This is a genomic window from Streptomyces marokkonensis (assembly GCF_039539045.1).
In the GTDB taxonomy this organism is placed as follows: Bacteria; Actinomycetota; Actinomycetes; order Streptomycetales; family Streptomycetaceae; genus Streptomyces; species Streptomyces marokkonensis.
Window position 1 is genome coordinate 1 of sequence record NZ_BAABCQ010000131.1, and the last position, 22,400, is coordinate 22,400.

Below are 22,400 nucleotides of genomic sequence, written 5' to 3' on the forward strand. Positions count from 1 at the left end.
CTGCGTCCCCAGGTTTACCCACGTTTCCCACAGCCCAACCAAGCGGCTCGGTGTGACGCCTTTCACTCGAGGTGGTGAGAGGGCGCGTCGGGTTGCCGAACAGTGGACAGTCATGTGGAGAAGCTGGCGATCGCTGGGGACAACGTGGCTCAGCCTGTGGGCTGCCCGTGGACAACTTCATGAACAGCTTGTGGATCCTTTCGTTGTCCACAGCCTGTGGATAACCTTTGTCCACGAATCCACAGGTCGTTGACCTGCCCTGATGGTTGCTCAACACCTTGGCCTGTGGACAGGATCGGGACAACTTCCCAGTCCCCAAGGTGTGGACGGAAAAAAGTGCCCGAATCTGTGGAGGACGGCCGTAACCAGGCAGGTAATCGAACAGCGGGTCCGCGCCTCCTGACATCGAGCGGGCTGGGAGATGGTGGAGAGAGCTGGGAGCGGGCTGGGAGCGGGCTGGGAGCGGGCATGAAAAAGGCGCCCCGTGGGTGGGTGTCCGGGGCGCCTCGGGACCGTGCCGACAGCCGTGCCGGCAGCCGTCAGCCGTTCTTGATGCGGTTGGTCAGCTCGGTCACCTGGTTGTAGATGGAGCGTCGCTCGGCCATCAGATTGCGGATCTTGCGGTCGGCGTGCATCACCGTGGTGTGGTCCCGGCCGCCGAACAACGCGCCGATCTTCGGCAGCGAGAGATCCGTCAGCTCGCGGCACAGGTACATCGCGATCTGCCGGGCCGTCACCAGCGCGCGCCCGCGCGAGGTGCCGCACAGGTCCTCGACGGTGAGGCCGAAGTAGTCCGCGGTGGCGCCCATGATGGCCGTGGACGTGATCTCGGGGGCCGAGTCCTCGCCACCGGGGATCAGGTCCTTCAGGACGATCTCGGTGAGGCCCAGGTCGACCGGCTGCCGGTTGAGCGACGCGAACGCCGTGACGCGGATCAGCGCGCCCTCCAGTTCGCGGATGTTGCGCGAGATCCTGGAGGCGATGAACTCCAGTACCTCCGGCGGGGCGTTGAGCTGCTCCTGTACCGCCTTCTTGCGCAGGATCGCGATGCGCGTCTCCAGCTCGGGTGGCTGGACGTCGGTGATCAGACCCCACTCGAAACGGTTCCGCAGCCGGTCCTCCAGTGTGACCAGCTGCTTGGGCGGCCGGTCGGAGGAGAGGACGATCTGCTTGTTGGCGTTGTGGAGGGTGTTGAAGGTGTGGAAGAACTCCTCCTGCGTCGACTCCTTGTCCGCGAGGAACTGGATGTCGTCGACCAGCAGGATGTCCATCTCGCGGTAGCGCTTGCGGAAGCTGTCGCCCTTGCCGTCGCGGATCGAGTTGATGAACTCGTTGGTGAACTCCTCGGAGCTCACGTAGCGCACCCGCGTGCCGGGGTAGAGGCTGCGGGCGTAGTGCCCGATGGCGTGCAGCAGGTGGGTCTTGCCGAGTCCCGACTCCCCGTAGATGAAGAGCGGGTTGTACGCCTTGGCGGGTGCCTCGGCGACGGCGACGGCCGCGGCATGGGCGAAGCGGTTGGAGGCGCCGATGACGAAGGTGTCGAAGAGGTACTTCGGGTTCAGTCGTGCGGTCGGCTCGCCGGGTCCGGTCGCCGGCGCGGGCTGCGCGGCCAGCGGGCTGGGAGCCCCGGTGGCGGGGCCCGGTCCGACGGGGCCGCCGCGGTGGACGTGTCCGGAGCCGGGCTGAGGCTCGGGCAGGTCCCGGCGGGGGCCGCGGTCGTAGTCGCCGCGCGGCTGGTCGTAGTCGTTGCGGTTCTGCTCGTAGTTGTTGCGTGTCTGCTTGTAGTCGCCTCGCTGTGAGTCGCCGCGGGAATCACCGCGGGAATCACCGCGCTGGGCGTCGTACGGAGAGCGGTCCGGAGGCTGCGGACGGTAGCCCTGCTGGTACGTGTCCTGCTGACGGGCGCCCTTGGGGTACGGCTCCTGGCCGTAGGACTCCTGCGGCGGTGACGCGTAGGGGTCCCGCTCCGGGAAGCCGAGGCGTTGCTGCTGCCAGCCGTAGTCGTCCTGCTGCGCGGGGCGGGGCCAGGAGCCGGGCTCGGGGCGCTGGTACTCCTGCGGGTAGGCGGGGCGGGCGGTGGGGAGCTGGTCGGCGCGGTGGCGTCCGTACCCGTCGTACCCCTCGTACTCGTCGCGGCCCTGGCCGGGTGCGGGGAGCTCGGGCTCCTCGTAGCGGTGCTGCGGGCCGGCGGGTGGCGCCGGCGGGGTGGGGCCGGCCGGTTCTCCCGCGGTGTCGTCGACGGTGATCGCGATGCGGATGGGACGGCCGCATTCACGGCTCAGGGTCTCGCTGACGATGGGGGCGAGACGGCCCTCCAGTACGCCCTTCGCAAATTCGTTCGGTACTGCGAGCAGGGCGGTGTCGGCGACCAGCGCGAGAGGCTGGCAGCGCCGGATCCAGTGCTCGTCCTTCGACTCGACACCCTGCCCGCGACCCTCCCCGAGGAGTTGCTCCAGTACGCGTGGCCACACTGCGGCAAGATCGGCAGGTACGTCAGCCACAGGGCACGCTCTCTCACGGGTCCCTCGAAGGTGTGACTCGGGGACGGGTCGGGGTGAAACTCGGGTGGGGCAGGGACAAAGGAACGAATCGGAGTCCAGTCACGGTAGTCAGCGCGGCCGGTAGGGTTCAAGTTGTTGTCCCCAGCCTGTGGACAAGTGTCTCCCGGTCGCCGTCGGTTTGACCGAATGGCGCAGTCCCACGTACCGTGACCAAGTCGAGTTGTCGATGGCTGCTGCCGCCTGCCTCCGATGGGCACAGATCACGTCCAAGGTGATCGAAAAGCGGTGCACACGGGCGTAACGCGAGCTACTCGTGGGCGCACGGTGACAGCCAGGACGGCACCCCGCCAACCCCGAATCTTTCTGGAGCCCCCGAGTGAGCAAGCGCACCTTCCAGCCGAACAACCGCCGCCGTGCGAAGACCCACGGTTTCCGGCTGCGTATGCGTACCCGTGCCGGCCGCGCGATCCTGGCGACCCGCCGCACCAAGGGTCGCAGCCGTCTGTCCGCCTGATCCCGGTCAGGTCATGACATCGTGCTGCCCACCGAAAACCGGCTGAGGTGGCGCGAGGACTTCGCGACCGCGGTTCGACGAGGGCGCCGGGCCGGCCGCCCGGCCCTCGTCGTCCACCTTCGAAGCGGTGCTACGGACCCGCACGCGCCTGGGGAGAGCGCTCCCCCGACACGTGCGGGTTTCGTCGTGAGCAAAGCTGTGGGAGGTGCGGTGGTGCGCAACAAGGTGAAGCGCAGGCTTCGCCATCTGATGCGCGACCGGATCGCCCTGTTTCCCCCCGGTAGCCTGGTAGTCGTACGAGCGCTGCCCGGTGCGGGTGACGCAGACCATGCACAGCTGGCCCGAGACCTGGATGCCGCCCTGCAGCGGCTGCTGGGAGGGGGCGCGCGATGAAGTACCCGCTGCTGGCCCTGATCAAGCTGTACCAGTGGACGATCAGTCCGCTGCTGGGGCCCGTGTGCAAGTACTACCCGTCGTGTTCCCACTACGGCTACACGGCCATCGACCGGCACGGTGCCATCAAGGGCACGGCGCTCACCGCTTGGCGCATCCTGCGGTGCAATCCGTGGTCGCTGGGCGGCGTGGACCATGTTCCGCCGCGCAAGCGTCCGCGGTGGCACGAAATGCTGCGTGGCGCCTGGCGTGCACGCAAGGGCGGGCCCTCCGCCGCCGAACCGGCCACCGAGGGACGGACTTCTCCGACGAGTCCGTCCGGTCCTTCGAGCCCGGCCGCAGAGACCCAGCCCCATGCCCAAGGAGCATGATTAGTGGACACGATTGCCAGCCTCTTCAGCTTCATCACGACACCTGTCTCCTGGGTCATCGTCCAGTTCCACAGCGTGTACGGCGCCATTTTCGGCCCTGACACCGGATGGGCCTGGGGCCTGTCCATCGTGTCCCTGGTGATTCTCATCCGTATCTGCCTGATCCCGCTCTTCGTGAAGCAGATCAAGGCGACGCGCGGGATGCAGACGCTCCAGCCGGAGATGAAGAAGATCCAGGAGCGCTACAAGAACGACAAGCAGCGCCAGTCCGAAGAGATGATGAAGCTGTACAAGGAGACGGGTACCAACCCGCTCTCCTCGTGCCTTCCCATCCTGGCGCAGTCTCCGTTCTTCTTCGCCCTGTACCACGTGCTCAACGCCATCGCGTCGAACGACACCATCGGCGTGATCGACAAGAGCCTGCTGGAGAGCGCGCAGAAGGCTCACATCTTCGGTGCGCCACTGGCCTCGAAGTTCATGGACAGCGCCGACAAGGTGGAGGCTCTCGGGTCCTCGCTGACGGACGTCCGGGTCGTCACCGCGATCATGATCGTGCTGATGTCGGCGTCGCAGTTCTTCACCCAGCGCCAGCTGATGACCAAGAACGTCGACACGACGGTGAAGACGCCGTTCATGCAGCAGCAGAAGATGCTGATGTACGTCTTCCCGGTCATGTTCGCCATCTTCGGCATCAACTTCCCCGTCGGTGTCCTCGTCTACTGGCTGACCACCAACGTGTGGACCATGGGCCAGCAGATGTACGTCATCCGCAACAACCCGACGCCGGGGTCCAAGGCGCAGGCCGCCTACCTGGAGCGCCTGCACAAGAGCGTCACCCAGCACGGCAAGACGCGTGGCCGTGGTGAGAAGGCCATCGTGAAGGCCATCGTCGCCAAGGGGCGGGACCGCAACGAGTTCGAGCGGAAGTTCGTCAACGGTCTGAACAAGGCGGGCATGGCGGCCCAGGCCGACGGCAACGTGGTGAAGAACGATGCCGCTGTCGCCGCCCAGACCGAGGACGGGGCGGCCGTGGCCACCCCGGCGACGCCCAAGCGGCAGCAGCCCAAGCGGCAGAGCAAGTCCCAGCGCCAGACCACGAAGGTGGCCGGCGAGTCCGAGCCGAAGACCTCGCTGACCAAGTCGGACGAGCCGCAGGACGGCAAACAGGACACCAAGCCTGCCGGCGGCGCCAAGAAGCCGGCTCAGAAGTCCGGTGGCGGTGGCCGTAGCAAGGCTCAGTCCGGACAGCGCAAGGGCCCGCAGCGGCCCAAGTCCCCGTCGAAGAAGTAAGAAGGAGCCCATCCCGTGACGGAAGGCACCACCTCCGCCGCTGCCGAGGGTGCAGACACCCTGACTCGCCTCGAGAACGAGGGCGAGATCGCCGCGGACTACCTGGAGGGTCTGCTCGACATCGCCGACCTCGACGGCGACATCGACATGGACGTCGAGGCCGACCGCGCGTCTGTCTCGATCATCAGCGACTCGAACAGCCGTGACCTGGAGAAGCTGGTCGGCCGGGATGGTGAGGTGCTGGAGGCTCTGCAGGAGCTCACGCGTCTTGCCGTGCACCGGGAGACCGGTGACCGCAGTCGGCTGATGCTCGACGTCGCGGCGTACCGGGCCGGGAAGCGCGCCGAGCTCTCCGAGCTGGGTGCCAAGGCCGCGGCCGAGGTCAGGAGCAGCGGCGAGCCCGCGCGGCTGAAGCCCATGACCCCGTTCGAGCGCAAGGTCGTGCACGACGCGGTCAAGGCGGCGGGTCTGCGCAGCGAGTCCGAGGGCGAGGAGCCGGAGCGCTTCGTCGTCGTGCTTCCCGCCTGATCGGTTCTCACGTTCCCCGGCCCCGTCTGTTGCGCAGACGGGGCCGAATTTTGTCAGCCTGATAGTTCTGGTGGTTCTGGCAGCGGCGACTGGTGCGCCGGTGCCGTAGGAAGGACGGTCCCCCGTGACGGAGGCAGCGGAGCTTCCCCCCGTGCCCGAGCAGGCGCGTGAGGTGTTCGGTGATCGGTACGCGGACGCGGTCCGCTACGCGGAACTGCTCGCCGAGGCGGGGGTGAAGCGCGGTCTGATCGGACCGCGTGAGGTGCCCCGCCTGTGGGAGCGGCATCTGCTGAACTGCGCGGTGCTCTCGGAAGTCGTACCCGAGGGTGTGATGGTGTGCGACGTCGGTTCCGGTGCGGGCCTGCCGGGAATCCCGCTTGCGCTCGTCCGAGAGGACCTGAAGATCACGCTTTTGGAACCGCTGCTGCGGCGCACGAACTTCCTGACCGAGGTCGTGGAGCTGTTGGGCCTGGACCATGTCACTGTCGTGCGTGGCCGGGCCGAGGAGGTCATGGGCAAGATGCCGCCGGTGCACGTGGTGACGGCCCGTGCCGTTGCTCCGTTGGACCGGCTGGCCACCTGGGGGGTTCCGCTGTTGCGGCCGTACGGCGAGATGCTGGCTCTCAAGGGAGACACGGCCGAGGAGGAGCTGAAGGCCTCGGCCACGGCGCTGAGCAAGCTGGGTGCGGTGGAGACGTCCATCCTGCATGTCGGTGAGGGGGTCGTGGACCCCATGTCCACTGTGGTGCGGGTCGAGGTCGGGGAGAGCCCCGGGGGCGTGCGCTTTGCCGCCAAGCGGGCCAAGGCGGCGCGGACCGGGCGGGCGCGCCGGCGTCGCGGGTAGCGGCCCGGGCAGCCGAGGCGAGGGTAGGGGGCGTACCGATCCGCCCTGACCGGAGCGTCCTGATGGTCGGCAGTACTCCACACAAGCTGCCAAAGCTACGCATGCCGGAGTGTCGCGGTAGTTCGGCTTCGGCTGCTGTGCATCGTGTTTCACGTGAAACGTCGCTCACTGCTGCACGGCATCATCAGTCGCGGCCGCGCCGCGGCCGACCCTCGTGACCGAAAGCCTCTCGGATCGCTCGGGGGCACGGAGTTGTCCACAGAGGTGGATTTCTCCACAGAAGGCCAGGCCTCACTGGTTCATGACCCCGAAGGCATGGGAGGCTCTGTTCATTGCGAGCCTGAAGTCGAGGAGAGTGAATCCTTGCGGTCCGACGCCAATATCGCGGGACCGATGACCGATCCGGTCCCCGGTCCCCGTACCGAGTCGATGGGGGCGGATGTTTCACGTGAAACACCGCCTCCGATGGACGACACTCCGATCGGTCGTGCTGCCCAATTGGCGGTGGATGCTCTGGGCCGCGCCGGCGAGGGGATGCCGCGGCCCGAGCGGACCAGGGTCATGGTGGTCGCCAACCAGAAGGGTGGTGTGGGCAAGACGACGACGACCGTCAACCTTGCCGCGTCACTCGCCCTGCACGGCGCCCGGGTCCTGGTCGTCGACCTCGACCCGCAGGGCAATGCCTCCACTGCGCTGGGTATCGACCACCACGCCGACGTCCCATCCATCTACGACGTGCTGGTCGAAAGCAGGCCGCTCTCAGAGGTGGTCCAGCCGGTCTCCGATGTCGAGGGCCTCTTCTGTGCACCCGCCACCATCGATCTCGCCGGTGCGGAGATCGAGCTGGTCTCTCTGGTGGCACGCGAGAGCCGGCTTCAGCGGGCGATCCAGGCGTACGAGCAGCCGTTGGACTACATCCTCATCGACTGCCCGCCCTCCCTCGGCCTGCTGACGGTCAACGCGCTCGTCGCGGGCCAGGAGGTGCTGATCCCGATCCAGTGCGAGTACTACGCGCTGGAAGGGCTGGGGCAGCTCTTGCGGAACGTCGATCTGGTGCGGGGGCATCTCAACCCCACGCTGCATGTGTCGACGATTCTGCTCACCATGTACGACGGCCGGACGCGGCTCGCGTCACAGGTCGCGGACGAGGTGCGCAGTCACTTCGGTGGTGAGGTGCTGCGGACGAGCATTCCGCGGTCGGTCCGTATCTCCGAGGCCCCGAGTTACGGTCAGACGGTTCTGACCTACGATCCAGGATCGAGTGGAGCTCTCTCCTATCTGGAGGCGGCACGCGAAATCGCGCTGAGGGGCGTGGGCGTCAGTTATGACGCGACTCACGCTCACATCGGCGCACAGAATGACCCGAACATGGTGGAGGGGATCCAGTGAGTGAGCGACGGAGGGGGCTGGGCCGTGGTCTGGGCGCACTGATCCCCAACGCGCCGACGGAGAAGTCGGTGGCTTCGGCGGCATTGGGGAACGCGGCTTCCGCCTCCCCGGGGCCGAGGCCACTGCTGCCGAACGACCGCGGGGTGGCCGCGGCGAAGGTGGCCACGCTTCCGCCGGTTCCACGTGAAACAGAGGAGTCGGCTGCAGCCAGTGCGGCATCGAGTGGTGTGGACACACTCAGGTCGCCCGTGGGGGCGCACTTCGCTGAGGTCCCGCTCGACGCCATCACGCCGAACCCGAAGCAGCCGCGCAAGGACTTCGACGACGACGCGCTGGCCGAGCTCGTCACCTCCATCAGGGAGGTGGGTCTCCTCCAGCCGGTCGTCGTCCGGCAGACGGGCCCCGGACGCTATGAGCTCATCATGGGTGAGCGTCGTTTCCGGGCTTGCCGAGAGCTGGAGATGGATGCCATCCCGGCGATCGTGCGGGCCACGGAGGACGAGAAGCTCCTTCTGGACGCGTTGCTGGAGAACCTGCACCGGGCTCAGCTGAACCCGCTGGAGGAGGCTTTCGCCTACGACCAGCTGCTGAAGGACTTCAGCTGCACGCACGACCAGCTGGCGGATCGCATCGGGCGCTCCCGGCCTCAGGTCTCCAACACGCTGCGTCTGCTGAAGCTGTCGCCGAAGGTTCAGAACCGGGTGGCCGCCGGAGTACTCTCCGCCGGGCATGCGCGGGCACTGCTCTCCGTGGAGGACTCGGAGGAGCAGGACCGGCTGGCTCACCGGATCGTGGCCGAGGGGCTTTCGGTGCGATCGGTCGAGGAGATCGTGACCCTGATGGGTTCCCGGCCGCAGAAGACCCAGCGGGCCAAGGGCCCGCGGGCCGGTGCCCTGGTCTCTCCCGCGCTCTCGGACTTGGCGACGCGGCTCTCGGACCGCTTCGAGACACGGGTGAAGGTCGACCTGGGGCAGAAGAAGGGCAAGATCACTGTGGAGTTCGCTTCCATGGAGGACCTTGAGCGGATCCTGGGAAGCCTCGCTCCCGGTGAAGGGCCCGTGCTGCAGAAGGGCCTCTTGGACGGTGAGGCCGAGGAGCTCGGCTCCTGAGGCTCGGGCAGGTGGATCACAGGTGTTGCTCCAGCTGCTGACGGGGCGGGTCGTGTCCGGTGCGTGCCGGAACACGGCCCGCCCTTTGCTTTGCGTCGGTGTCGGGGTCACCACATCGTGGATACGATGCGATCAGGATGGCGCAGTCACCTGGCAGTACCTCTGAGCTGAGAGGAAGGCAGGGGCCATGCGAATGATGAGCCGCACCGGACTGGTGAGCGCGGGCTTGGGGCTGGGCGCGGTCGGTGGGTTCATCGGCAGCCTGCTCAGGGAACGGAGTGCTCTGACAGCGGCCCGCGATGCGGCGGGCGAAGGAAGCGAGGAACAGCCTTCATGGGGCGCCGGCTCGTACCGCTCACGCTGGACAACCTTCAGGACCTTCCCCAGCGCTGTCGCTCGTGCGTCTTCTGGGAGCTGGATCCCGTCAGCGGCGAAGCCGCGGTAAAGGCGGGCACACCGGCCCTGGAGAAGGAGTCCTGGATCTCCGCCGTCCTACTGGACTGGGGATCATGCGGCCGGGTGGTCTACGTCGATGAGGTACCGGTGGGCTTCGTCCTCTACGCGCCCCCGGCGTATGTACCGCGCTCGGCGGCGTTTCCCACCAGCCCTGTCTCGCCCGATGCGGTCCAGCTGATGACCGCGTTCGTGATGCCGGGCTACCAGGGGCAGGGGCTGGGCCGGGTGATGGTCCAGACGGTCGCCAAGGATCTGCTGCGTCGGGGCTTCAAGGCGATCGAGGCATTCGGGGACGCCCGCTGGAAGGAGCCCGCCTGCGTCCTGCCGGCAGACCACCTGCTGGCGGTGGGCTTCAAGACGGTCCGACCCCATCCCAGCCATCCGCGGCTGCGGCTGGACCTTCGCTCGACGCTGTCCTGGAAGGAAGACGTGGAGATGGCACTGGATCGCCTGCTCGGAGCCGTCCAGAAGGAACCGGCGCTGCGACCGCTGTAGCAGCGCTCTGCACAGGAGGACCGGTGGAAAGCGAGTGGGCCGACCCGTACGGGTCGGCCCATTCAACGTTTCACGTGAAACGTCAGTCGGCGATGAAGTCCTCAAGGTCGCGAACGATTGCGGCCTTCGGCTTCGCACCGACGATGGTCTTGGCAACCTCGCCACCCTGGTAGACGTTCAGGGTGGGGATGGACATGACGCCGTACTTGGCGGCCGTACCCGGGTTCTCGTCGATGTTGAGCTTGACGATCTCGATCTTGTCACCGTACTCGGCGGCGATTGCCTCGAGGGACGGCGCGATCTGGCGGCACGGACCGCACCAGGCGGCCCAGAAGTCCACCAGGACGGGCTTGTCGTTCTTGAGGACGTCCTGCTCGAAGGAGTCGTCGGTCACATGCTTCAGGGTGCCGGCCACGGCGGGCTCCTTAATGGTTGATGCGTGAGGCGAACGGGGGGTCAGACAGTGGTCTTCTCGGGCTCGGCCTTGTCCTCGTCGGTGAGCGCGGCGAGGAAACGCTCGGCGTCGAGCGCGGCGGAGCAGCCGGTGCCGGCGGCGGTGATCGCCTGGCGGTACGTGTGGTCGACCACGTCACCGGCGCCGAAGACACCGGTCACGTTGGTGTGGGTCGACGGGGCTTCGACCTTCAGGTAGCCCTCCGGGTCCAGGTCGAGCTGGCCCTTGAAGAGCTCGGTGCGCGGATCGTGGCCGATCGCGATGAAGAGGCCGGTCACCGCCAGGTCCGAGAGCTCGCCGGTCTTGACGTTGCGCAGCTTCAGGCCGGACAGCTTCTGGTCACCCTGAACCTCGGCGATCTCGCTGTCCCAGACGAACGAGATCTTGGGGTCGGCGAAGGCGCGCTCCTGCATCGCCTTGGAAGCGCGCAGGGTGTCGCGGCGGTGGACGATCGTCACGGACTTGGCGAAGCGGGAGAGGAACGTGGCCTCCTCCATCGCGGTGTCACCGCCGCCGATCACGGCGATGTCCTGGTCCTTGAAGAAGAAGCCGTCGCAGGTCGCGCACCAAGAGACGCCGCGACCGGAGAGGGCGTCCTCGTTCGGCAGGCCGAGCTTGCGGTGCTGGGAACCGGTGGTGATGATGACGGCCTTGGCCCGGTGGACCGTACCCGCGGTGTCGGTGACGGTCTTGGTCTCACCGGTCAGGTCGACTGCGACGACATCGTCCGGGATCAGCTCGGCGCCGAAGCGCTCCGCCTGGGCCCGCATGTTGTCCATGAGCTCGGGGCCCATGATGCCGTCCTGGAAGCCTGGGAAGTTCTCCACCTCGGTGGTGTTCATCAGCGCACCGCCCGCGGTGACGGCGCCCTCGAACACCAGCGGCTTCAGCGACGCGCGCGCGGTGTAGAGCGCCGCCGTGTAGCCGGCGGGCCCGGAGCCGATGATGATCACGTTTCGGACGTCGCTCACGGCTTCATTCCTCGTCTCTGGACTGCGTCTTCAGGGCCGGGCGGAGCTTCTGTCGGAGCCCTCACCCCACCCAACGGATCCTACGGGGCGCGCATTCCCGCTGTGCCCGGGCACACGGAGGCGAACGTCCGGGCATCTGGGAAGAGGAACGGATCTCCGCACTCAGGAACGCGTGTAGGAGCGCTTCAGAAGAATCTCGGCCTTGCTGACGGCAGGCTGTTCCACACACGTCGACTCGACGATGTACGCGGTGACACGGCTGCCGTTGGAGGCGTCGGGGAGCACGACGAGTAGCGCTCCCCTGCCCTTGTAGACGCCTTCCTTCGTGGCGAGCGCCGCGTCGTCGCGGCCGATGCCCTTCTGGATGCACTCGGGAACCGTCGGCTGCTTGAAGACACGGTTGTCACCACCGGTTTCGGACTCCATGCCGAAGCTGCGCGGTGTACGCGGCCCGTTCTGAGCGTCCTGCTCCTTGGGGAGGAGATCGGTGACTTGTTGCTTCAGCTTTCCCTCGGAGAAGGTGTCCGCGAGCGCGGTCTGCTGCCCTTGGGCGGTGTCGTCGGACGGGTTGCCCCCGGTGAGGGAGGTGACGACCACGGTGCCGAGTCCCAGGGCGGCAGCGGCGGCCACGGTGCCGAGGAAGGCGATCCTGCGTCGCCCGCCTCGCCTGTGGTCCTTGCGGCCCGGGCCGGTGGACGAAGAGCGGGCGTGCCCGGCGGGCCGGCCCACCGATGCCGATGTTTCACGTGAAACACGCGCGTCGACGTGCACGTCGACGACGGACCCTGCCGTGGCAGGCACGGGCTCCGGGGTCTCCGGCGTCTTGGCCCTCGGCAGGGCCTCGGCCGCCAGGGCTGCGTCGATCCGGTCGGCCACGTCGTCGGGCATCCGTGTCGGTCCCGGCAGCGTGCCGAGCAGTCCCTCGATCTCCTCCAGTGACGCGTAGACGTCCGCGCAGAGCTCGCAGGTCTCCAGGTGCCGCCTGAGAGCCGTGGTCCGTAGGGGCGGGAGCAGGCCTTCGGCGAGGTCGGAGATCTCCGCGACGTCCGGGTGCCCGGTCATGTCTGTCGTCGACGACGTCACGTTCGTCCACCTCCGCCCTTCACTGCGGCTGAATCGCTCGGCCCCGCGTCCGACGGACCCGCACGGTGCGGTCCCGCTGCGGGTGGGACGGTTGTCCCCTGCGTCCGGTTCCGTCCCGAGCCGGGCTCCCTGGTCTCGCCGCTGCCCTCCGGGCGCAGGTGGGTGAGCAGCGGCAGGAGTCTGGCTCTGCCACGGGCGCACCTGCTCTTGATCGTGCCGACCGGTACATCGAGGATCCGGGCGGCCTCCGCGACGGGGTAGCCCTGCATGTCCACCAGGACGAGAGCCGCGCGCTGATCGGCCGGCAGGGTGCCCAGGGCCTCCAGCAGCTGGCGATGCAGGTCGTTGCGCTCGGCGGGGGCCGAGGCCGACTCGTGCGGCTCCAGGAGCTGGTCCAGGCGCTCGGTGTCCTCGACGGGAGCGGTTTTCCGGGAGGCGGCCTTGCGGGCCCGGTCCAGGCAGGCGTTCACCGTGATGCGGTGCAGCCACGTCGTGACGGCTGCCTGCCCGCGGAAGGTGTGGGCGGCCCGGTAGGCGGAGACGAGGGCGTCCTGAACGGCGTCAGCGGCCTCCTCGCGGTCCCCCAGCGTCCGCAGGGCCACGGCCCAGAGCCGGTCGCGGTGGCGGCGTACCAGCTCACCGAAGGCCTCGGGGTCGCCCTCGACGTGCCGGGCGAGGAGGTCCTGATCGCTGATGCCGCCGTGAGCGCTGTCACCCGTCATGGGCCTCCTCCCCCTCGTCCCCGGCGACCCCTCAGCCCTTGAACGTCACTTCGGTGACGGCCTGCTTGTACCCGGCGCCGCTGTAACCGTCGGAGGGAGCACTCGGCACGGCTGTGATCCACAGCAGGACGTACCGGGTCTTGAGTGGCTTCGATGCCTTCACCGTGAGCGAGGTGCCACTGGCGGTGGCGGTCGCGATCTCCTTCATTCCGTCAATATCGGTCGAGGGCGACAGGGAGTCGGTGGCGTAGAGGTGCACCGTCGTGTGATCACCGGCGTACCGGAGACCTAGCGACGCCGTCGAGAGGTCCTGGGAGGAACCGAGGTCGTAGACGATGCCGACACCCGGCTTGTACGGCGCGAGCGTCGGCCCGTCGTTGTACCTGTTCGTACGCCAGTAGGTGGAAGGGTCGCCGTCGTAGGTCTTGGCCACGTCCCCCGGTGCCTGGGCGCTGCCCTCGGCGACGTACTCCCGGGAACCTTGGACGCTGATCGGCTTGACCGGCTTGGGCTGCTCTTCGTTCTTGTCGTCACCGTCAGTCGTCTGCGTCTGGTTCTGGTCGCCCGCCTTGCCGCCCCGCTCCATGATCGCGTCCGCGAGCTGCCAGCTGCCCAGGCCGAGCGCGGCGATCAGCAGAGCGGAGACGCCCCATTTCAGCGCCTTGCCGGTACGGCTCTGCAGCGGGGGCGGCGGGGCCGGCACCGGCTGGGTGGCGCGGGGGTGCGGCGCGGGACGGCCGTAGGCGCCCTGCTGATAGGCCGTGCGCTGGTACGCGGGCGGGGCGGTGTAGGCAGGCTCCGGCGGGCGGATGCGGGGCATCTCGCCGATGGCCTTCACCAGTTCCTCCGGCGTGGTGCACGGGGACTCATGGCGGGAGGCGGTGGCGCCGTCGTTGGCGAGCGCGCGCATGGCGAGTTCGGACAGGCCGCGGTGGACGCCCGCGCGCACCTGGTCCGGCGGGATCAGTCCGATGTCCTTGGGCAGGCCGGCCAGACCGTGGGCGTCGCTCTCGTACGGCCAGCGCTGGGTGAGAGTGGCGTACAGCAGGGCGCCGATGGCCTCGGTGTCGGTGCGCTGGGGAGTGTCGGAACTGATACCGCGCAGGGCGGCGTTGACGGCGAGTCCGCGGATCCGCCACTGGCCCGTCGACGTGCGCAGCACGGCGGTGGGGCTCAGGCGCAGGTGGGCAAGGCCTTCGCGGTGGGCGGCCGCCATGGCGCCCGCGATCTGACTGACCATCTGGTACGCGTCGTACACCTCCAGCGGGCCGGAGGCGAGAAGCGCGGTCAGCTCGGTGGCGTCGGGGAGCCACTCGTGCACGACGTAGACGATGTCGTTGTCCTCGACGGCGTCGAGGACCTGGACGAAGCGGGGGTCGCCGAGAAGGGCGGAGGAACGTGCCGCGGCCAGTACGGATCGGGCGCGCGCGTGGTCCGAGGGGAGGATGTGGACCCCGACGGCGCGGCGGAGCTTCTCGTCGACGGCCCGCCAACTGCTGAAGCCGTCCAGACGGGTGACGCATTCCTCGAGGCGGTAGCGTCTGGCGAGCTTGTGCCCGCTGTGCAGTTCGGGAGGCGAGGTCCTGCCGGAATCCTCGCTCGTGGGGCTTCCCTGTGCCTCGTCGCTGTCCGTGTCCCGCTCCCGGTTGTTGGCCACCCCGTCGGCCGTGGACTGGTCCGCCTGTGCGGTCAGCGGCTCATCGCCGCTGTTGTCTGCCACGTCGACGGCAGCTGTGCTCCGTTCTGCCACCGTCGTTCCTGCCTCCCCATTCGTCGCGCGCCGGCCGACTTCCGCTGCGCGCGGTCCGACGCCGAACCCAATTGTGCCCACAGTCCGCCGCTATGCACGACACACAGTGGCAGATGATGGTTGTGCGCCTACCCCCGGTCTCAGCGTCCCAGGCGTCCGCGCACCATGCCGACCAGCGAGTTGACTTCCTCGATGCGCATGCGGCGGGCGGCGACGAAGAAGACACCGAACAGGAGCACCCCGCCGGCCAGCAGCGCGGCGAGCGATCCGAGGACGCCCTGGCCGAGCGCGCGGCTGATCGCGTAGCAGGCCGCTCCGCTGATCAGGGCGGCCGGGACGGACGCGATACACAGCCGGGCGTAGGTCCGCAGGACCCGGGCGCCGTCCAGGTCCCCGCCGAGCCGCTTGCGCAGCCTGCGCCAGGCGACGCCCACACCGATCACAAAGGCCAGGCCGTAGGAGGCGGCCATGCCGACGACGGCCCAGCGCGAGGGCAGCAGGAGGAAACACAGGGCCGAGGCCGCGGCGTTGACCACGGCCACGATGACGGTGTTGTAGAAGGGCGTGCGGGTGTCCTCGTAGGCGTAGAAGGCGCGCAGGACGACGTACTGCACGGAGTACGGGATGAGGCCGAGGCCGAAGGCCATCAGCATGTAGCCCATGTTGGTGGCTTCGCTGGTACCCGACGAGCCGAACATGAGGGTGCACATCGGGATGCCGAGGGAGACGAACCCGAAGGAGACGGGAACGATCGCGACGGCTGTGGTGCGCAGGCCCTGGGAGATGTCGTCCCGGATCGCGCCGCCGTCGTTCTCGGATGCCGAGCGGGAGATGCGGGGCAGCAAGGCGGCCATCAGGGAGACGGTGATGATGGCCTGGGGCAGGCCCCAGATCAGTTGGGCGTTGGCGTAGGCGGCGAAGCCGGTGCCGTCGACGGGCGACGCCTTGCCCGCGGCGGTGGAGAGCTGGATGACGATCATGGCGCCCGCCTGGTTGGCGAGGACGAACAGGACCGTCCACTTGGCGAGGCTGATCGCCTTGCCGAGTCCGTGGCCCTTCCAGTCGAAGCGCAGCCGAAGTCGGAAACCCGTCTCCCGCAGATACGGGATCATGGCCAGGGACTGCACGATGAGGCCCAGCAGCACGCCGATGCCGAGCAGCCGCTCGCCCTCCGGCGGGATGCTCGTGACCTTCATCCCCGAGCTCTCGGCGGTGCCGTAGACCCAGATGAACATCCCCAGGGTCACGATGATCACGATGTTGTTCAGGACCGGGGTCCACATCATCGCGCCGAACCGGCCGCGGGCGTTGAGGATCTGCCCCATCACCACATGGAGGCCCATGAAGAAGATCGAGGGGAGGAAGTAGCGGACGAAGGTGATACCGACCTCGTTCGCGGCCGGGTCGCTGGCGACAGGGTTGGACAGGAGCCGGATCAGCAGTGGCGCGGCGAAGAGCGTGATCACGGTGAGCGCTCCGAGCGCCACCATGACGAGGGTCAGCAGGCGGTTGGCGTAGGCCTCGCCGCCGTCGTCGTCGTCCTTCATGGCCCGCACGAGCTGGGGCACGAAGACCGAGTTGAGGCCGCCACCGACGGTGAGGATGTAGATCATCGTCGGCAGCTGGTAGGCGACCTGGAAGGTGTCGCCGAGCAGCCCGACGCCCAACGCCGAGACGATCAGCGCCGAGCGGATGAACCCGGTCAGTCGGGACACCATCGTGCCCGCCGCCATCACGGCGCTCGACTTCAGCAGGCCTCCCGCGCGTCCGCCCTTCTTGGGGGCGGCCGGCGTGGGAGGGGGCACGGGTTCCTGGAGGGGTGCCTCGGCCGCTTCCGGAGTGGGAGCCACCGCGTACTGGCCCGGTGCGGGCGCCGCGTGCTGCCCGGGCGTCGGAGGGGGGCCGCCGTACTGGCCGTGCGCCGGTGCGTTCCCGTAGGGGTCGGGGCCCTGGTGCCCGCCGTACTGACCGGGTGCCGGTGCGTGTCCGTACGGGGTGGGGCCCTGGTGCCCGCCGTACTGCCCCGGTGCCGGTGTCCCGCCGTATTGCCCCGGCCCCGGTGTCCCGCCGTACTGCCCCGGTGCCGGGGTGGGGGCGGGGACGGACGTGTGGTCGTCGTACGAGGGGTGGCCGCCGCCCTGTTGCTGGTCGCGGAACAGGTGGGCGAAGGCGTCGGGCTCGTGGCGCTGCTCGCCGGCCTGGGTGACCAGGTCGTCCACGCCGACGAACTGGGTGGTCCGCGGGTCGTCGCCGTACGGCAGGTACTGCGTCGGTCCCTCCGGTTCCGGGGCCGGGGTCTGGGCCCAGACGTTCGGGTCGGGGGCGTATGGCGACTGGGAGGGCTGTGAGTACAGCGGCTGCTGCGGCGGGTACGTGCCCGGCGGCGGCGGCGGGTGCGCGGCGCGGTCGTACAGAGCCTCGGTGACCGGGTCCTGGGCGGAGAGGTCCTGCGCCCGGTAGGGATCCTGGTCGTAGGCGTCCTGGAGGTACATGTCCGCGGGCTGCTGCGGCGGTGTCTGTCCGGGGTCGGGCGGCGGTCCCTCGGAGTGATCCGAGTGACCCGAGCCGTCCACGGCCCGACCGCGGTCACCGTCGTACGGCGCGTTCATGGTTACCCCACCTCATCGTCCCGGGCCGACCGGCCACGACATCCTCAACGGTCCACTCTCTCACCCGGGCCGGAAGGGTCGGCGTTTTCCGCTGCGGTGTCCGGTGTCGGGTCACTCGGCTGCTCCGGGTCGCCTGCCCGGGTGTGTGCCTCGGACTCCTTGGCGGGACGTTCGCCGGGGTCTTCCGGGTTCTCCGGACCGGCCTCGGAGTCGTCGGAGTCGTCCGATTCCCCGGAGTCCTTCGAGACTTCGGGCTCCTCCGCCTCGCCGGTTGCGTCCTTCTCTGCTTCGCGGGCCGCGGCCCGCTTGCGCTGCGTGTACATCCGGAAGCCGGCGAGGACGAGCAGCAGGACGCCGCCGCCGATGACGAGCATCACGGTGGCGGTGATCTCGGTGACCTTCACGTCGAAGGTGACGGGCGCGCCGTACTTCCGCCCGTCCATCGTGTACAGCTGGGCGATCACCGTCGCCCGGCCGTTGGCGTTGGCCGACGTGGTGAACTTCACCGACTGGCTGTGGCCGCCGGAGACCGAGATCGGCTGCTCTTCGTAGTCGGCGCCATCGATCTCGAGGCGTGTCGGGTTCGTCGAGGTGAGACGCAGGACCAGGGGGCCCACGTCCTGCACCAGGTTGTTCTGCACCGTCACGGGGATCGTGGCGCTGCGTCCGGAGAGTTTCGTCTCCGACTTGTCGATCAGTTTCACCCGGCCGGTCAGCCCGTCGAGGTACGACTTCACGCCGGCGCGGTAGGACTCCGCCTCGTCGGCCCGGCCTCGCCACGACGCGGACATCTCCCGGTTCAGGGCACGCCCGAAGGGAGTCGCCACCCGGGACGGGTCCGACAGGACGACCTTGAAGTTGTCGAGCGTGTCCTGTGTACGGGCGATCTGCACGAAAGCCGACCGGGGCAGCTCCTTCCTGCGCAGCGCCGCGGGATAGGAGGAGGCTCCCGGCACCTTCGTGGTGGCGTCAGGGTCCGGCTTGGCCGCGGCGGCCGCCGCCAGCTTCTGGGACTCGGACCAGGTGCCGCCCTGCAGCGCGCGCAGTGCCTCGGCCATCGCGCGTGCCTGGCTCCCGGAGGGCATGCGCTGCGGGGCGACGACGACGCTGCGCTGCTTGCCGGTCTGGAGATTCAGGGCCAGACTCTGGGCGAGGAACCGCTGCACCGCGAGCGTGGACGCGGAGGCCTTCGTCAGATCCCCTTCGAACGCCCTGGACATCCGGGCGTCCGCGACGACGGCCGTCGTGCCGCCGCCGATGGGGCGGGCCGCGGAAGGTGTGTAGGGCAGGCCGCTGGTCTCCTGGAGGCTGTCGCTGCGGGCGATCACCTTGTCGGCGCCGGCCGAGGTGGCGACCTTGACGATCGACCGGTCGACGGCGCCGTTCACGGGCCAGGCGAAGTCGGTGCTGGGTTTCACGTGGAGGATCGGCCCGACCGTCTCGTCGATGACGTCCGTGGCGCTCTTCAGCTGGTTCAGCGAGCCGGTGACGTCCGTGCCGTTGTGGGCCAGGGAGGCCAGGTCCGGGTCGGCGTAGGGCAGGGCGACGACCTCCTCGTCGGCCACCGCGTCCTGTAGCTCGGCGAGCCACTGCTTCGCGACCGCCTGGTGGGTGCCCGCGACGGTCTGGTCGCCGTCCCGGACGCGGTAGCTGCCCGTCATCGCGTCGACGGAGGCCAGCAGGTCCGGGTCGACCACCCAGGTGACGTCGAGGTCCTTGCCCAGCGTCACCATCTGGTTCAGACGGCCCCCGGGGGAGATCTCCTCGGCCAGGTCGTCGTTGAGGAGGACCGGCGTCTGCTCGTCGTTCGGTCCGGTCTCGGCGGCCATGTGGATGGTCGACACGAGCGGCCACAGAGCCGTCGTCTTCGTCCTGGGGTCGGCGCCGGCGGGCTGCCAGGGCAAGAAGGTCCGCTGGATGCCGAGGAGCTGCTCCCACGGCTGCGCGGAGGTCTCACCGGAGAGCGAGACGGCGAATTCGTAGACGCCGTCCCCGCCGAGGTCGAGGTCGTCGACCGGTACGGAGATGTTGAAGTGCTCGGCGACACCGGGGGTGAGCTTGGAGAACTTCTCCGTGTACTTGTCGTCGATCTCCGGGGCGATGGACCTCTGGAGATCGTCGCTGCCCTTCGCGATCGCGTCGACGGACGAGCGGGTGTTGACCTCGGGTCCCACGCGCAGGCCCACGTGGGCGTCGGTGACGGTCTGCTTGCCGTTGTTCGTCACGGTGCCGGACACGGTCACCGTGTCCCCGTCCGTGGGCGCGGAGGGGGTGAGTGAGTCGACGGCGACGGCCACCGGGCCCGAATCGGCGTCGGCCTTGGCGGCGGACTGTCCGGCGGCGTGCGCCGGGCCCGTGGTCGGCAGCTGGACCAGGCCGGCCAGCAGCGGTGTCCCGGCCAGCAGCGCCGTGGTGCGCCGTAGCCACCGGCGGGCAGGTGAGGGACTGCTCCCCTGGAATTCTGCCGCCTCGGCCACGCGCTCGCCCGTCCCTCGTCGTCGTCAGTGGTCGTCGGAATGTGCGTCCACGCATGGTAACGATGCGCGCCGAGGGGAAGTGCCGCGGAGTACGCCACAAGATCCGCCACGGGGCGGAGCCGCCCCGTATGTGCGTCTATAAAGGTAGCGCCGTTAAAGTGCGGGATTCTGTGTGCGATCACCCCGATCAATGGGGGCGCCGGTGTCCGCCCGGGCCACGTACCCTGTTCTGTTGTGCCGAACGCCAACGAACTCAGCCCCAGTGCCCTCAGCCAGGAGCAGCGTCGCGCGGTGAGTGAACCGCTGCGGGTGGCCCCTGTCGCCGACGATCTCGCCCGCCGCTTTCAGGAGGCCGGGTTCTCTCTCGCCCTGGTGGGCGGCTCGGTCCGGGACGCGATGCTCGGCCGGCTCGGCAACGACCTGGACTTCACGACAGACGCCCGCCCGCAGGACGTCCTGAAGATCATGCGGCCCTGGGCGGACGCCGTCTGGGAGGTCGGGATCGCGTTCGGCACTGTGGGGGCGCAGAAAGAGGGCCGCGTCGGAGACGCCGATCAGAGCTGGCAGATCGAGGTGACCACCTACCGGTCGGAGGCGTACGACCGTACTTCGCGCAAGCCCGAGGTGTCCTACGGAGACTCCATCGAGGAGGACCTCGTCCGGCGGGACTTCACGGTGAACGCCATGGCGGTCGCGCTTCCGGAGAAGAAGTTCATCGACCCGTACGGGGGTCTCGACGATCTCGCGGCGCGTGTGCTGCGCACTCCGGGCACCCCGGAAGAGTCCTTCTCGGACGATCCGCTCCGGATGATGCGGGCCGCGCGCTTCGCCGCGCAGCTGGACTTCGAGGTGGCTCCCGAGGTGGTCGCCGCAATGAAGGACATGGCCGCACGCATCGATATCGTGTCGGCCGAGCGAGTCAGGGACGAGCTGAACAAGCTGATCCTCTCCTCTCATCCGCGCAAGGGCCTGTCCCTGCTGGTGGAGACCGGCATCGCCGAGCGGGTCCTGCCGGAGCTGCCGGCGCTGCGTCTGGAGCGGGACGAGCATCACCGGCACAAGGACGTCTACGACCACACGCTCATCGTCCTGGAGCAGGCGATGGCCCTGGAGAGCGAGGGCCCCGACCTGGTCCTCCGCCTGGCCGCCCTGCTGCATGACATCGGCAAGCCGCGTACACGCCGTTTCGAGACGGACGGCCGGGTCTCGTTCCACCACCACGAAGTGGTCGGGGCGAAGATGACGAAGAAGCGCATGATGGCGCTCAAGTACTCCAACGACCTGGTGAAGGATGTCTCCCGCCTGGTCGAGCTGCACCTGCGTTTCCATGGTTACGGCACGGGTGAGTGGACGGACTCCGCAGTCCGTCGGTATGTCCGGGACGCCGGTCCGCTGCTGGACCGGCTCCACAAGCTGACCCGCTCGGACTGCACGACCCGCAACAAGCGCAAGGCCTCGGCGCTCTCACGTGCGTATGACGGGTTGGAGGAGCGGATCGCGCAGCTGCAGGAGCAGGAGGAGCTGGACGCGATCCGCCCGGACCTGGACGGCAACCAGATCATGGAGATCCTCGGCGTCCGCCCCGGGCCGGCCGTCGGTCAGGCCTACAAGTACCTGATGGAGCTCCGCCTGGAGAACGGGCCCATGGGGCACGACGCGGCCGTGGCGGCGCTCAAGGAGTGGTGGGCCGAGCAGGAGTCGTGAGACGTGGACCGGGGTCGTGTTTCACGTGAAACACGACCCCGGTCCACGTCTCACGGGTGACGTTTCACGTGAAACGTCACCCGCTCCCACCTGATGTACAGGACTTACTTCACTTCCTTGAGGCAGAGAACCACATCGTGGTTGTCACCCGTCTGGTAATAGGAGATCGTTGCGTCCTTGACGGCCTCGCACTTGCTGTCGTCGCTGGTGTCGTCGAACTTCTCGACGACCTTGAACTGCGCGTCACCCGAAGAGCAGTCGACGGACTTGAGGTCCGGGCTGACCTGAGTGCCCTCGTTGTGCATGCAGCTGCCCACCGACGTCGTCTCGGCGTCCGACTGCCCCCAGTACCACTTGCCCAAGCCGATCAGGATCGCCACGACGATGACGGCCCCGATGCGCACGAGCTTCTTGCTGAAGGGGTTGGAGCGGCCGGGCGGCGGAACGGGGGCGCCCGGCGGAGGGAAGCCCGGCTGACCGGCCTGCTGCGAAAACCCCGGCTGTCCGGGCTGCTGCGGGAGTCCCGGCTGGCCCTGAGCGTAGGGATTCTGGCCCTGGGGCTGCTGCGGCTGAGGAGCCTGCGGCTGGCCCTGGGCGAATGGGTTGCCCTGAGGCGGTGGAGTGGTCATTGGGGGTCCCCCTGAAACGTAAGTGCGTGTCGCGAGCATGACGCGAATAAGACGCACGTAAGTTATCGGGTTCCGCTGACATCCCTGTAGCCCGTTGAGGCTCTGTGTCAT

19 protein-coding genes are annotated in these 22,400 nt (G+C 68.5%); 10 read left to right on the top strand and 9 right to left on the bottom strand.

The window, feature by feature from the left end:
* Positions 1-539: 539 nt before the first annotated feature.
* A complete protein-coding gene (gene dnaA / locus ABEA26_RS26340; RefSeq protein WP_345595836.1) occupies positions 540-2,501 on the bottom strand; it encodes a chromosomal replication initiator protein DnaA in 1,962 nt (653 codons plus the stop codon).
* Positions 2,502-2,877: 376 nt separating this feature from the next.
* On the opposite strand from dnaA, the gene rpmH reads away from it, so the two are divergent.
* From rpmH to ABEA26_RS26385, 9 genes are all read left to right on the top strand, one after another.
* Positions 2,878-3,015, top strand: a complete 138-nt coding sequence (gene rpmH / locus ABEA26_RS26345) for a 50S ribosomal protein L34 (RefSeq protein WP_345595837.1) — start codon at positions 2,878-2,880, stop codon at positions 3,013-3,015.
* Between the two features lie 21 nt (positions 3,016-3,036).
* The gene (gene rnpA, locus ABEA26_RS26350) at positions 3,037-3,408 is read left to right on the top strand and encodes a ribonuclease P protein component (protein ID WP_345595838.1); all 372 of its coding nucleotides are present in this window, start codon (positions 3,037-3,039) and stop codon (positions 3,406-3,408) included.
* On the top strand, positions 3,405-3,779 hold the full coding sequence (gene yidD, locus ABEA26_RS26355; RefSeq protein WP_345595839.1) for a membrane protein insertion efficiency factor YidD: 375 nt from the start codon (positions 3,405-3,407) through the stop codon (positions 3,777-3,779). The genes rnpA and yidD overlap by 4 nt, the downstream gene beginning before the upstream one ends.
* Before the next feature lie 3 nt (positions 3,780-3,782).
* Positions 3,783-5,069, top strand: coding sequence for a membrane protein insertase YidC (gene yidC / locus ABEA26_RS26360; protein WP_345595840.1), 1,287 nt, complete (start codon positions 3,783-3,785; stop codon positions 5,067-5,069).
* 15 nt (positions 5,070-5,084) lie between these two features.
* Complete coding sequence (locus ABEA26_RS26365) at positions 5,085-5,597, top strand: Jag family protein (protein ID WP_345595841.1); 513 nt, start codon at positions 5,085-5,087, stop codon at positions 5,595-5,597.
* Between the two features lie 124 nt (positions 5,598-5,721).
* Complete coding sequence (gene rsmG, locus ABEA26_RS26370) at positions 5,722-6,441, top strand: 16S rRNA (guanine(527)-N(7))-methyltransferase RsmG (protein WP_345595842.1); 720 nt, start codon at positions 5,722-5,724, stop codon at positions 6,439-6,441.
* Between the two features lie 315 nt (positions 6,442-6,756).
* Positions 6,757-7,830, top strand: coding sequence for a ParA family protein (locus tag ABEA26_RS26375; RefSeq protein ID WP_345595852.1), 1,074 nt, complete (start codon positions 6,757-6,759; stop codon positions 7,828-7,830).
* Complete coding sequence (locus tag ABEA26_RS26380) at positions 7,827-8,939, top strand: ParB/RepB/Spo0J family partition protein (protein WP_345595843.1); 1,113 nt, start codon at positions 7,827-7,829, stop codon at positions 8,937-8,939. The genes ABEA26_RS26375 and ABEA26_RS26380 overlap by 4 nt, the downstream gene beginning before the upstream one ends.
* A gap of 333 nt (positions 8,940-9,272) precedes the next feature.
* Positions 9,273-9,890 (top strand): GNAT family N-acetyltransferase, encoded by a 618-nt coding sequence (locus tag ABEA26_RS26385; RefSeq protein ID WP_345595844.1) that lies wholly within the window; start codon positions 9,273-9,275, stop codon positions 9,888-9,890.
* An 82-nt stretch (positions 9,891-9,972) separates the two neighbouring features.
* On the opposite strand, the gene trxA is transcribed toward ABEA26_RS26385, so the two are convergent.
* The 7 genes from trxA to ABEA26_RS26420 all read right to left on the bottom strand — a co-directional run bounded on the left by trxA (position 9,973) and on the right by ABEA26_RS26420 (position 19,956).
* Positions 9,973-10,305, bottom strand: coding sequence for a thioredoxin (gene trxA, locus ABEA26_RS26390; RefSeq protein ID WP_003975042.1), 333 nt, complete (start codon positions 10,303-10,305; stop codon positions 9,973-9,975).
* A gap of 41 nt (positions 10,306-10,346) precedes the next feature.
* The gene (gene trxB, locus ABEA26_RS26395) at positions 10,347-11,315 is read right to left on the bottom strand and encodes a thioredoxin-disulfide reductase (RefSeq protein ID WP_345595845.1); all 969 of its coding nucleotides are present in this window, start codon (positions 11,313-11,315) and stop codon (positions 10,347-10,349) included.
* Positions 11,316-11,477: 162 nt separating this feature from the next.
* Positions 11,478-12,377, bottom strand: a complete 900-nt coding sequence (locus ABEA26_RS26400) for an anti-sigma factor family protein (protein WP_345595853.1) — start codon at positions 12,375-12,377, stop codon at positions 11,478-11,480.
* A gap of 17 nt (positions 12,378-12,394) precedes the next feature.
* A complete protein-coding gene (gene sigM, locus ABEA26_RS26405) occupies positions 12,395-13,120 on the bottom strand; it encodes an RNA polymerase sigma factor SigM (RefSeq protein ID WP_345595846.1) in 726 nt (241 codons plus the stop codon).
* A gap of 31 nt (positions 13,121-13,151) precedes the next feature.
* Positions 13,152-14,870 (bottom strand): protein kinase family protein, encoded by a 1,719-nt coding sequence (locus ABEA26_RS26410; protein WP_345595847.1) that lies wholly within the window; start codon positions 14,868-14,870, stop codon positions 13,152-13,154.
* A 140-nt stretch (positions 14,871-15,010) separates the two neighbouring features.
* Positions 15,011-17,479, bottom strand: coding sequence for a murein biosynthesis integral membrane protein MurJ (murJ, locus tag ABEA26_RS26415; protein ID WP_345595848.1), 2,469 nt, complete (start codon positions 17,477-17,479; stop codon positions 15,011-15,013).
* A 44-nt stretch (positions 17,480-17,523) separates the two neighbouring features.
* Complete coding sequence (locus tag ABEA26_RS26420) at positions 17,524-19,956, bottom strand: DUF6049 family protein (RefSeq protein ID WP_345595849.1); 2,433 nt, start codon at positions 19,954-19,956, stop codon at positions 17,524-17,526.
* 234 nt (positions 19,957-20,190) lie between these two features.
* On the opposite strand from ABEA26_RS26420, the gene ABEA26_RS26425 reads away from it, so the two are divergent.
* Positions 20,191-21,660, top strand: a complete 1,470-nt coding sequence (locus tag ABEA26_RS26425) for a CCA tRNA nucleotidyltransferase (protein WP_345595850.1) — start codon at positions 20,191-20,193, stop codon at positions 21,658-21,660.
* Between the two features lie 104 nt (positions 21,661-21,764).
* On the opposite strand, the gene ABEA26_RS26430 is transcribed toward ABEA26_RS26425, so the two are convergent.
* A complete protein-coding gene (locus ABEA26_RS26430; RefSeq protein ID WP_345595851.1) occupies positions 21,765-22,289 on the bottom strand; it encodes an LppU/SCO3897 family protein in 525 nt (174 codons plus the stop codon).
* Positions 22,290-22,400: the final 111 nt, after the last annotated feature.